The organism is Bacillus sp. AY3-1 (assembly GCF_008368785.1).
Lineage (GTDB): Bacteria > Bacillota > Bacilli > Bacillales > Bacillaceae_G > Bacillus_A > Bacillus_A wiedmannii.
The window spans coordinates 116,701-128,818 of sequence record NZ_QORZ01000015.1 but is presented as its reverse complement, the minus strand read 5'-3'; the positions used below and the strand labels follow the sequence as shown (position 1 = coordinate 128,818).

Sequence of the window (12,118 nt, the reverse complement as noted above, 5' to 3'; positions counted from 1 at the left end):
ACCTATTGTTGTTTTTTATTTATGTAAATTACTTTTTCACTTCTACATGATGAAAAGATTCTTTTCCATCTCTACATAACTATTTACAATACTTAAAAGTAATTTGCCACGAAACCATTTCGTTATATAAACTTTCCAATTCTTTATGCCATGTTTCTACCATAGAAATTCCCCTTTCCTTTTTAACACTTTAAATAAAAATCACATAACATTCTGTATTTACCCAATAAAAAAAGAGAACTTTCTCTGAAAGTCCTGTTACTACTCTAAAATAGTCTAGTTGCTATTTTGCTTTAACACAAATACTGAAAGTTCTGGTACACTCCAAAATCTAACAGGCATTCGGGTTGTCCCAATACCACGATTTACGTATAAATGTAACGGCTTATTCTTCCCTTCTAATTCATACATACCTTCAACATGACTCTCAGCTAATTTTGTAGTAATTAATGGACCTATAAAAGGAATTTGAACTTGTCCTCCGTGACTATGTCCTGACATTTGAAAATCAACTGGGTAACGAGCTACTTTGTCTACAATATCCGGCTCATGTACTAAGAGCATATTAAAATCTTGTTGCCTTACTTGTTTTAAAGTCGCGTCTATTTTCGGATTCCCTAATAAAAAATCATCCAAACCTGATATTGTAATATATTTGCCATTTTCCGCATTAATTTTATGCACTTCATTTACTAACACAGAGAAACCAGCTTCCTCCATATACTTTTTATAAAATAAACTACCTCCCCCGCCCCTATCATGATTCCCAAACACTGCATATTTCCCTAAGGGCGCATGTATTTTCTGCAAAATGCTTTGCGCTTCTTCTCTTTCTGCCTTATACGATCCAAACTTATCTATTAAATCCCCTGTAAAAACTACTATATCTGGATGTAACGTATTCATCTTCTCTACCAAATTTTCTAGTTGTTTCAATGTAAATTCTGGCCCTAAATGCACATCTGAGAATTGTAATATCTTTTTGTTATTAAACTCTTTAGGAATTGTAGAAGCTTCTATTTCATTCCACGTAACTGTTACTAGTTTTCGTTCTATTTCTGTCGCATAGAAATACAAACTTATTGAAATCATTACTATACTTATGAAACTGATTATACATATCTTGACGATTGATTTTTTTTGTTCTTTTTTTACATGATTCGTATTCATATTCTCACCTCTAGAAGTACTTTAAAGCCTTATTGTTACATTAATGTGACAACATGAACAATGTTAGCTATATCCAATTCTATCCTCATTCACTTTGACAAATTTATACAGAAGTCATAACATATTTTTATAATACATAGATTCTTAAAAATGTTCCTTCTATTCATTCTATCATTTTATTAAGGAGAGATTATTCATGTCTGTATTTACACCAGAAGAAATTACGGAACTTGCTGCGAATTCCGGAAGAAAAAAAGCTCATTTATCATTACTCCCTATGCTAATTCTCGGTTTTTTTGGTGGTGCTTTCATAGCATTAGGGTATTTACTCGATATTCATGTTATTGGAACAATGCCAAAGTCTTGGGGATCATTTACTAATTTTCTAGGTGCCGCTGTATTCCCTATCGGTCTTATACTCGTTATTCTTGCAGGCGGTGAGTTAGTAACTGGCAATATGATGACCGTTTCAATGGCGTGGCTTCACAAAAAAATCGAATTATTTCACTTCATTCGAAATTTAGTTATTGTTACGTTTAGCAACTTCATAGGTGCTGTATTCGTTGCTTATTTTTTCGGTCATATCGTCGGATTAACAGAGGGAGCTTTTTTAGCGAAAACAGTTTCTATTGCGCAAGCTAAACTACAAGATACACCACTACAAGCCTTCATTTCTGCAATCGGATGTAATTGGCTCGTTTGTTTAGCTGTTTGGCTCAGTATGGGAAGTAAAGAATTTATCGGGAAGATTATCGGTATTTGGTTCCCAATTATGACTTTTGTTGCGATTGGATTTCAACACGTTGTAGCCAATATGTTTGTCATCCCAGCTGCAATTTTTGCCGGTCATTTAACTTGGATTGAATATTTTCCAAACTTCATTTTTGTTTTCTTCGGAAACTTAGTAGGAGGTATGTTATTTGTAGCATTACCTTATTTCATATCCTATAATAAGAAACTCCCTTCCAATAAAGAGCAAACTGCATTAAAGAAAAAATCTGTATCCGCTTAAATTGAAAGTCTATACAGTGGCTCTAAAAAATATTACAAATTTCATTTTTTTTACGAATATATGTGCGTACACTTGTTCTCGAATGTTTTATACGTTATAATAACAACTTAAATAGCATTATTTACATATGAGGTGAAAAACATGAACAAAACAGAATTAATTAAAAACGTAGCACAAAATGCTGAGATTTCTCAAAAAGAAGCTACTGTAGTTTTACAAACTGTAGTAGAATCAATCACTAACACTTTAGCTGCTGGTGAAAAAGTACAACTTATCGGATTCGGTACATTCGAAGTACGCGAAAGAGCTGCTCGTACAGGCCGTAACCCACAAACTGGTGAAGAAATGCAAATCGCAGCTTCTAAAGTACCTGCTTTCAAAGCTGGTAAAGAACTAAAAGAAGCTGTAAAATAATGAAAAAATAGCCTTCTCGTTTATGAGAGGGCTATTTTTTTCATTACATAATTAGTAAAAATCTGACCATTATGCTGTTTCTTTTGTTCCTTTATGCAAATAAAACCTTTACTTTCAAAGAAAGGTTTTGCTGTAATACTCGCTTCTGTATATATATCCCCATGCCCCAAGTTTACTGCTTCTTTTTCTAACTTCTGTAGTATGTATGAAGCTATCCTTTTCCCTTGATAATCTTTATGTGTAAATAAACGATCTACGTAATGATCATCATTATAATCGCCAAATCCCACTATCACACTGTTATGATCCGCTACATAACTAATATTCTTCTCTAAAGAATTTAACCAATTTTCTCTATCTAGTCGCTCTGGTGCCCATGCCTGTAGCTGTAATACATTATAATCTTTTGCATTAATTGTATGAACTGTTTCATAGAACAACTGTAATACTTGTTCTAAATCCTCTTTATGGAATGTTCTAATGATCATATCTTTTAACATATATGAACCTCCTTACTAAACTATCATTTAACTTTTCTACCATCTAGTATTCAATATTTCTGCTTTATTATATCTTTTTTCTTTCTATATAAACAAAAAACAATACTTATTTCAAAGTATTGTTTTTCGTTTAAAAGCATATGCAATTACTCTCTAGATTTTTATTTTTTTAATTTCACTCTTTGCAGTCGTAATGCATTTAATACAACGGATACAGAACTAAATGCCATAGCCGCTCCTGCAACCCAAGGTGCTAAGAAACCGAACGCCGCAATCGGGATTCCTAATCCGTTATAAGCTAGTGCCCAGAATAAATTTTGCTTAATATTTCTTATCGTCATCTTACTCATAAAGATTGCATCAGCAATACTATTTAAATCCCCACGGATTAACGTAATATCTGCCGCTTCCATCGCTACATCCGTTCCTGTTCCAATTGCCATACCGATATCCGCCGTAGCAAGAGCAGGAGCATCATTTATTCCATCTCCAACCATTGCTACTTTCTTACCTTGTGCTTGGAGTTTTTTCACTTCTTCTGCTTTTCCTTCTGGTAATACTTCTGCAATTACGTGATCAATACCAACTTGCTTAGCGATTGCCTGAGCAGTTTGTGTGTTATCTCCTGTAATCATAACAACGTCTAGACCCATTTTCTTAAGTCTTGCGATAGCTGCTTTTGAAGTATCTTTTACAGTATCTGCAACGGCCACTATACCAGCATATTCTTTATTGATCGCAATAAGCATTGCTGTTTTTCCTTCTCGTTCTAGCTCTTCCATCGATTTAGCAACTTCTTCAATATCAATATCGAATTTCTTCATTAATCGACGTGTACCAATTAATAATTGTTTCCCTTCTACAACTGATTCGATACCGAATCCTGGAATCGCTTCAAACGTTTCTGAACTTGGGATATCAATTTTCTTTTCTTTAATTCCTTCTACAATCGCTTCTGCAAGTGGATGTTCAGAATTTTTTTCTGCCGCAGCGACTAAACGTAGTATTTCTTCTTCATGGAATCCATCTACTACAATTACATCTGTTAAAACAGGCTTTCCGTTTGTCACAGTACCTGTTTTATCTAGAATAACTGTATCTAATCGGTGCGTTGCTTCTAAATGCTCTCCACCTTTAAATAAAATACCATACTCAGCTGATCTTCCTGATCCAGCCATAATAGATGTAGGTGTCGCAAGACCTAATGCACATGGACAAGCGATAACAAGTACGGCTATCATTTTCTCAAGTGCTCCGCCAAAATCACCAGGTGTAACAAATAGCATCCACACTGCAAATGTGATAATAGCAATCACAACTACAACGGGTACGAAAATACCTGAAATTTGATCAGCTACTCTTTGAATAGGAGCTTTTGACCCTTGCGCCTCTTCTACTACTTTAATAATTTGAGCTAATGCAGTATCTCTTCCTACCTTAGTTGCTTTCACTTTTAAAAATCCATTTTTATTCATTGTAGAACCGATTACTACATCCCCAATTGTTTTATCAACTGGAATACTCTCACCTGTTAACATCGATTCATCTATTGCTGACTTTCCTTCTACAATTTCTCCATCTACCGGGATTTTTTCACCAGGTTTTACATAAACGATATCACCAGCTACTACTTCTTCGATTAAAATTTTCATTTCTGTTCCGTCTCGTAGAACAGTAGCGGTTTTCGCCTGTAATCCCATTAATTTTTTAATTGCTTCTGACGAGCGTCCCTTTGCCTTTGCTTCAAATAATTTACCTAAAATAATTAATGTAATAAGTACTGCACTCGTTTCAAAATACAAGTCTGTCATATGTTCCGAAGAACCAATCGACCTAATACTTAAATACACACTGTAAAAATACGCTGCCGACGTTCCAAGTGCCACGAGAACATCCATATTGGCACTTTTATTTCGTAACGCTTTATAAGCTCCAACATAAAACTGCCCACCAATGATAAACTGAACTGGAGTTGCAAGAGCTAGCTGCACCCAAGGGTTCATAAGCATATCAGGTAAATAAATAAACGATGTAAATGAGAAATGACTTACCATTGCCCACAGTAACGGGAATGATAAAATAAATGAAATGATAAATTTCTTCTTTTGTCGCTCAATTTCTTGTAAGCGATGATCAGTTGATCCATCTTGCTCATCTGATTTCACTTCCAATTTATATCCTAATTTCGTAATTGCACTCTTCATTTCATTTACATTAATTTCATCAGGGTTAAAATCTACTGTAGCTGATTCCAAAGCGAAATTTACTGTCGCTCCGTTCACACCTTCTAACTTATTTAAACGCTTTTCTACTCTATTCGCACATGCTGCGCATGTCATCCCTGAAACAGTAAACTCAGCTTTATCACTTACAATTCCATATCCTAACGATTCAACTTTTTCCTTAAACTGTTGCGGATTTGTTTTTTGGGGATCATACATTATTTTTGTTTTTTCAAGTGCAAAATTTACATTTGCATCATGAACACCTTCTACTTTTTTCAGACCTTTTTCAATTCTATTCGCACATGCCGCACATGTCATTCCTGATATTTGAAGATTAGCCTCTTTCTGTTCATTCATGTCTCTCACCTCTATATACCCTCATAAGGTATAATTATTAACAAAATAAATCGTACTTCCTATAAAGTACGATTTATTTCCATATCTAAAAATAATTATTGAACATCGTATCCTTGATCTTCAATTACAGCAACGATATCTTTTAGTGTTACAGCAGACGAGTCGATAGTAACTTCAACAGTTCCTTCTGCTAATTGAACCTTCACTTGTTCAACACCGTTTAGTTCTTTCACACTGCTTTCAATAGAATTTACACAATGTCCACAAGACATACCTTCAACTTTTAATGTTAACTGTTCCATTTAAAATCCTCCTCTTGTTTCTTCATTGTTTGTTAATCACAATTACATCTTACCATACCCCCCTAAGGTAATCAATGGTTTTGTATCATGATTTTTCAATTATTTTCTAAAAGTTTATTTTACATACACTTTTTCACATCAATACCCCGAAATCTTATATGAAGGTAAACAAAAAACAAGCCAGTTACATACTAGCTTGTTTTTACGCTTTTGAAAAACGTTCAAATACAGTCATTAATTCTTCAATTGCTTCGTCACCATTGCCATCTTTAATAGCACCTGAAACACAATGACTTGTATGGTTTTTTAATACACCCATTCCTACTTTTTTCATCGCTGCATTAATCGCTGAAATTTGCACTAAAATATCGACGCAATAACGATCATTTTCAATCATATTTTGAATACCGCGGACCTGTCCTTCAATTCTCTTTAATCTATTTATAATCTGCTCTTTTTCTTTTTCTGATCTATGTGTTACCGCTTCATGCTCTTTATGATCCATAATTATCACCTTCTTAAAGTTTCTCTTCATCCAATAAAACAATTGCTTTTACGAGTATACCAATTATAGCATTAATTATCTACGTATGATACCCCATATGAGTATATTTCCGCTCTATGCTTATTCTTAACAACTTATTAGCTTCTCAGACTCAATTATTATGATACCCTTGCCTTTTTTTCAAAAAACAATAATAAGCAGGGATTATCCATCCCCGCTTATTATTCATCCACAAATATAAAAGTCTCAATTTTCACACGTGTAAATTGAGACTTTTTTCTTCCTATATATAATTATTGCTGATCACATACTTTTGTATCATTCACTACTGAAGTTCCTTCAACGGTTACCGTATGAAAACAATCATTTACACGAACTGTCACGACATTATCTTGCCGATCAATAACGTGATATTCATTAAAATTTTTATTCAGAGCACTGCGAATTTGTTCTCCTTCATAAATTGGAATGCCATGTGATAAAACCCAAATAAGCCCAGCGATAGCAAGAATAGTTTTCATACGATCTACCTCCTTGAGAATATAGTGAACTTTTAATCCATGCTGTTTCAGCTCTTCTAATCATGAATGGAATGAATCAAGCCTTTTTGGAAATAAGTTCATTTCGTCTATTTTATGTTTATGCTAATTGTGACCGAATTGTGACAACTTTTTGTCTCTTTAGACGAAAAGTTGAAACAAAACGTTCAAAAAAGACAATTCTACTTGCACAAACAAAAGGCTATGGAAAATTTACCATAGCCTTTTGTTTGCATTTTATTAGATATTCATTTCAATTTATACGTAACTAATAAACCTTAACCCTTTACTTAAAGAAGTCGGCACAACAGATGCGTGATTCTCCCCTTCGGCTTCATAAAACGTAAATCGAAACTGATCGTGTTTGACTTGGAGAAGACGCTCTGATAATTCATTTGCCCCTACAACCATATGCTCTCGTTCTAGTGACCCAACTGTAAGGAACACTCCCGTTTGAAACTTGGCACTGTTTAATTCATTTATAAGATTCGCTTCTTTTTCAAGCACAGATTGGTTATTCCACCAGATTGATGGACTACTAATAAAATAATTTTGAAAGGCATTTACGTTTGTAAATAATATATGTAAAGCAAATAAGCCACCTAACGAATGCCCAAATAATGTTTGCTTTCCTTTATCAATCTTATAATTATTTTCAATTTGAGGTTTCAGTTCTTCTTCCATAAAAGTAAAGAAGTTATGTGCTCCTCCTGTTTTAGGCCACGGTTTGCCATCTGGTTTTAAAGGCGCATCTTTTGAAATTACACTTGGCGTAAAATCATAACATCTTTCTTCTCCTGAAAATGCCCCTTCAATTGGATAACCAATACCTACTATAATGGCTGGTGAAACACCTGTTTTTTCCGCTCTAACTGATTGTATTTTAACCGCTTCATGGAATGTTTGAAAAAAAGCATTGCCATCTAATACGTATATAACAGGATATCCTGACTCTGGTGCTGGCTGCCTCGGCTTTGAAATATGTATTTGATATTCCTTACCGTCTAATTTTGAATACATTTTCCACTGTTCTGTATTAGATGTAATAATCTGCTGTTTTTCAATAGTAGTATTCATCTTATATTCCCCCCTTCTTAACTCGTTACATATATCTCTACTTTCTCTTCTTGAAGTGCAACGCTATCGTATCCAAAACAAACAGGAGACCCATTATACGGATCAATCATGACACGCGCATCAATATGAAATACTTCTTTTAACACTTCATTTGTAATGATTTCTTCTGGGCTACCAGTTGTAACGATTTCCCCTTCCTTCATCGCAATAATTTCATCTGAAAACCTTGCTGCATGGTTAATATCATGTAGTACCATAACAACCGTACAATTATGTTCTTTATTTAACTTCTCCACAATTTGTAATACATCTAATTGATGAGACATATCGAGATATGTAGTTGGTTCATCTAGTAGTAACACTTCTGTCTCTTGTGCTAAAGCCATCGCTAGCCATACCTTTTGTCTTTGACCGCCTGATAAATTTGCAATTTGTCTCGTTCGAAATTCAGAAGTTTTCGTTATATCTAATGCCCAATCAATCATCTCTTTATCTTTTGAAGTTAACTTATTTACATTATTTCGATGTGGATAGCGTCCATAGGAAATTAATTCTTCCACTTTAAGTTCTCCTGGTGCAATTGGAGTTTGCGGGAGTAAAGCTAACTGCTTCGCAATTTCTTTTGTTGGAATCGTATTTAAATCCTGTCCTTGCAAATATACTTTACCGCTCTTTTGCTTTAAAATTCTTCCCATTGTTTTTAACAGTGTTGATTTCCCGCACCCGTTTGGCCCTATAATTGTCGTTACTTTTCCTTCTTGTATTTCCACATTTAAATCGCGAAACACTGTAAGCTTTTCATAACTCGTTTCTAAATTTTTTGCACTTAAAATACTCACTTTTATTCCTCCTCTTACGCTTTCGCCTTATAAAGTAAATATAAGAAATACGGTACACCGACAATAGAAATAACGATTCCAACAGGTAACTCTACAGGGGTGAAAACTGTTTTTGCAATAAAATCTGAAGCTATTACAAGGAACATTCCGATTACTCCGCACGTAGGAATGATATGCTTATGCTGAATACCGACAAGCCTTTTTGCTATATGCGGTGCCATTAATCCAATGAAACCAATACTTCCTGAAACTGCAACACATGCACTTACAAGTCCGATACTACTTAATAGTAAAATAGATTTCTCTCTTTCTACTGAAACACCTAAACTTGTAATACTCGTTTCTTCCAATTGAAATAAATCTAATAAATAAGCTTTCTTTTGTATAAGCGGAATTAATATGATAAGCCACGGCAACATAGCAATAATATACTTCCAGTTTGCACTATATATACTTCCTGACACCCAAACTGCAGCCATCTCGAAATCAGTTGACTTCATTTTGAGTGATAAGTACATAGAAAATGCTCCAAATCCTGACCCAATCGCAATCCCTGTTAATAAAAGACGTTGGGAGTCTAGCTTACCGTTTTTCCATGAAAACAGATAAATGATGATAGCTGCACCTAATCCGCCGACTAAACCAAACATTGGCATCATCATAATAGACATCCAGTCTGTGCTCTTTAATTGCCCTTGAAAGAAAAACATAAAAATAACGATTGCTGTGCCGGCCCCAGCATTCACTCCTAAAATACCTGGGTCTGCCAATCCATTTCTCGTAATCCCTTGAATAACAGCACCTGCAACGCCTAGGCCTAATCCTACTAGCCCAGCAATTACGATACGAGGAAGACGAAACTCAAAAATAACTAAATCATGGTCTGGTACTGGATCTATTCTAAAGAGTGTTTTAAATACATCTGTAATCGTAATATCAAACGTACCATTCGTTAAACTAATATAAATAGCACATAGTATTAAAAATACACTAATCCCCATCGTCATTCCGAAACGTTGACTTGAACTTTTAAGCATGTCTCTCTCCTCCTCTTGTACGAATTAAATAAAGGAAGAAAGGAATTCCAATTAAGGAGGTAACGACCCCAATAGGTGTTTCAAATGGATAGTTTACAAATCTACTTAAAACATCACATAACGCTAAGAAAACTCCACCAATAACGCCTGCACATGGCAAAATCCACTTATAATCTACCCCAATTATAAAGCGAGTAATGTGCGGAATAATTAAACCTACAAAACCAACTTTTCCTACTAAAGCAACTGCTGTTCCTGTTAAAAAGATAACTGATAAAATTGCCATCGCTTTAACTAGTTTTGTACGCTGCCCTAGATTAATAGAAACTTCTTCTCCTAAAGAAAGAATGGTAATAGATTTTGATATTAACAACGCTAAAATTATTCCGATTATCCCAAACGGTATCGTGATTTTAATGATATTAGGATCCACTTGGTCTAACTTTGCATTAAACCAAAAACTAACATTTTGAGAGATTTGGAAATATGATGCCATCGCGGCCGATACACTACTTAAAAATGTTCCAATAACTGTTCCGATAATCGCTAACCTAACTGGTGATAAGCCATTTTGAAGGAGCGAGCCAAAACCAAACACGATACCGGCTCCTAGTGCAGAACCAATCATTGAACATAAAACCATACCAATTGATGACATTCCCGGAAGAAAAATCATACAAAGTGTAATAACAAAGGCTGCCCCATCCGTCACACCCATAATAGAAGGGGATGCAAGATAGTTTCTTGTCATCCCCTGCATAAGTGCTCCTGATATGGCTAGAAATGCTCCAACTAAAAGAGCTGCAACTACCCTTGGTAAACGTGAAGTAATAATAATATTATGATTTACATCGCTTGAATCAAAATGAAATAATGCGTTCCACACTATTTCAGCATCAATACTCTTCGCCCCATACAAAATAGAAAATATAACTGTAAATAAGATGAGTATGGGTGCTATACATAATATAGTCACTGGTACTGCATTTGTTTTCTGCATATCATTCAACGCACCTTACTTATTGTATTATTTAGATAAATTTTTCACTGCTTCTTTTAAGAATGCTGTTTTACTCCAAGCAGTACCACCTTGTGCCATTGGGTCTACAACGTTTACAAATACTTTCTTTTCCTTCGCAGCATTCATACTTTGCCAAATTGGATTACTTTCAATTTCTTCTAGCACTTTCGGATTTTTATTTTCAGTTGTCTCATATTGTAAGAAAATATAATCCGGATTAAGTTCAGCAAGTTTTTCAAATGAAATTTTCTCTTGTGCTTTTACAGTTTTCAATTGTTCTGGAGCAGTTAATCCAAGATCTTTATAAATGACAGGGTTGAAATATACTCCTTCTGGATATAGGAATAATTCGTTTGCTCTTAGTCTAATGACAAGTACTTTTTTGTCTTTTAACTTATCTCCTAGTTTTGCTTTTGCCTTTTCAGCGTCTGAATTGTAATCTTTAATAATTTTTTCTGCTTTATCTTTTTTACCAGTTAATTCTCCCATTAACTTTAAGTTATCTTCCCAATTTGTTGAAACGTGTGATACCGGGAATGTAGGAGCTACTTTCGTAAACTTTTCAGCTGTTTCTGCTGGGAATTTCGTACTTGATGTAATAACGTCTGGCTTTAATTGTAGTAATGTTTCAAAATTTGGTTGCATTTTCTCGCCAACAGATTTCGCACCCTCTAAATCTTTCTCAAGATACTTCGGTAATTTACCACCAACAGTAATGGCACCTACTGGCTTAATACCAAGTACCGCTGCATCTTCCATTGACTCTAAACTAGCTGTCGCAATTTTATCTATTTTTGCTGGTACTGTATATTCTTTACCTAAATATGTAATTTTTCTTTTTTCGTCTTTTTTCGTTTCCGTAGCTTTTGTCTGTTGCTTTTGTTCTCCTGAAGTTTTATCCATACTATTGCATGCTGCTAGTCCTACACTTAAAACTGTAACCATCCCTAAAGTAAATAACTTCTTGTTCATCTTTATATAACTCCTCTCGAATTCTCAAACTATATTCTCAATAAAATTTAACTATATGAAACTTGTCTCACATATATATTTCATTAGATTAATAATTCTATCCAGAACTCATTCTCGTTCACTTCCCCTAAACTATAATTCTTTTACA

13 protein-coding genes and 1 pseudogene are annotated in these 12,118 nt (G+C 34.5%); 2 read left to right on the top strand and 12 right to left on the bottom strand.

Annotated features, from left to right (window positions below):
• Positions 1 to 28: 28 nt before the first annotated feature.
• A pseudogene (locus DN389_RS29145) lies at positions 29 to 108 on the bottom strand (N-acyl-L-amino acid amidohydrolase); the annotation flags it as partial.
• Between the two features lie 168 nt (positions 109 to 276).
• Positions 277 to 1,170: a metallophosphoesterase gene (locus DN389_RS11065; protein WP_149237113.1), complete on the bottom strand. Its 894-nt coding sequence runs from the start codon at positions 1,168 to 1,170 to the stop codon at positions 277 to 279.
• Positions 1,171 to 1,366: 196 nt separating this feature from the next.
• Here DN389_RS11065 and DN389_RS11060 point away from each other — a divergent pair, with 196 nt between their 5' ends.
• Both DN389_RS11060 and DN389_RS11055 read left to right on the top strand, forming a co-directional pair.
• Positions 1,367 to 2,182, top strand: coding sequence for a formate/nitrite transporter family protein (locus tag DN389_RS11060; RefSeq protein ID WP_149237112.1), 816 nt, complete (start codon positions 1,367 to 1,369; stop codon positions 2,180 to 2,182).
• 141 nt (positions 2,183 to 2,323) lie between these two features.
• Positions 2,324 to 2,596: an HU family DNA-binding protein gene (locus tag DN389_RS11055; RefSeq protein WP_001043902.1), complete on the top strand. Its 273-nt coding sequence runs from the start codon at positions 2,324 to 2,326 to the stop codon at positions 2,594 to 2,596.
• A gap of 20 nt (positions 2,597 to 2,616) precedes the next feature.
• Here DN389_RS11055 and DN389_RS11050 read toward each other — a convergent pair whose 3' ends face one another.
• The 10 genes from DN389_RS11050 to DN389_RS11005 form a co-directional block, all read right to left on the bottom strand.
• Positions 2,617 to 3,096, bottom strand: a complete 480-nt coding sequence (locus tag DN389_RS11050; RefSeq protein WP_088609493.1) for a GNAT family N-acetyltransferase — start codon at positions 3,094 to 3,096, stop codon at positions 2,617 to 2,619.
• Positions 3,097 to 3,257: 161 nt separating this feature from the next.
• On the bottom strand, positions 3,258 to 5,678 hold the full coding sequence (locus DN389_RS11045; RefSeq protein ID WP_088122937.1) for a heavy metal translocating P-type ATPase: 2,421 nt from the start codon (positions 5,676 to 5,678) through the stop codon (positions 3,258 to 3,260).
• A 95-nt stretch (positions 5,679 to 5,773) separates the two neighbouring features.
• Positions 5,774 to 5,980: a copper chaperone CopZ gene (gene copZ, locus DN389_RS11040; protein WP_002014669.1), complete on the bottom strand. Its 207-nt coding sequence runs from the start codon at positions 5,978 to 5,980 to the stop codon at positions 5,774 to 5,776.
• Between the two features lie 202 nt (positions 5,981 to 6,182).
• Positions 6,183 to 6,485 (bottom strand): metal-sensing transcriptional repressor, encoded by a 303-nt coding sequence (locus DN389_RS11035; protein ID WP_000349636.1) that lies wholly within the window; start codon positions 6,483 to 6,485, stop codon positions 6,183 to 6,185.
• 293 nt (positions 6,486 to 6,778) lie between these two features.
• Positions 6,779 to 7,006, bottom strand: a complete 228-nt coding sequence (locus tag DN389_RS11030) for a hypothetical protein (RefSeq protein ID WP_000849106.1) — start codon at positions 7,004 to 7,006, stop codon at positions 6,779 to 6,781.
• Positions 7,007 to 7,282: 276 nt separating this feature from the next.
• Positions 7,283 to 8,101, bottom strand: a complete 819-nt coding sequence (locus tag DN389_RS11025) for an alpha/beta hydrolase (RefSeq protein ID WP_088122938.1) — start codon at positions 8,099 to 8,101, stop codon at positions 7,283 to 7,285.
• A gap of 17 nt (positions 8,102 to 8,118) precedes the next feature.
• Complete coding sequence (locus DN389_RS11020) at positions 8,119 to 8,940, bottom strand: ABC transporter ATP-binding protein (RefSeq protein WP_046956533.1); 822 nt, start codon at positions 8,938 to 8,940, stop codon at positions 8,119 to 8,121.
• Positions 8,941 to 8,954: 14 nt separating this feature from the next.
• Positions 8,955 to 9,977: a FecCD family ABC transporter permease gene (locus tag DN389_RS11015; protein WP_087984997.1), complete on the bottom strand. Its 1,023-nt coding sequence runs from the start codon at positions 9,975 to 9,977 to the stop codon at positions 8,955 to 8,957.
• Positions 9,970 to 10,977 (bottom strand): FecCD family ABC transporter permease, encoded by a 1,008-nt coding sequence (locus DN389_RS11010; RefSeq protein ID WP_088122939.1) that lies wholly within the window; start codon positions 10,975 to 10,977, stop codon positions 9,970 to 9,972. The genes DN389_RS11015 and DN389_RS11010 overlap by 8 nt, the downstream gene beginning before the upstream one ends.
• A gap of 27 nt (positions 10,978 to 11,004) precedes the next feature.
• Positions 11,005 to 11,970, bottom strand: coding sequence for an iron-hydroxamate ABC transporter substrate-binding protein (locus DN389_RS11005; protein WP_149237111.1), 966 nt, complete (start codon positions 11,968 to 11,970; stop codon positions 11,005 to 11,007).
• Positions 11,971 to 12,118 lie beyond the last annotated feature (148 nt).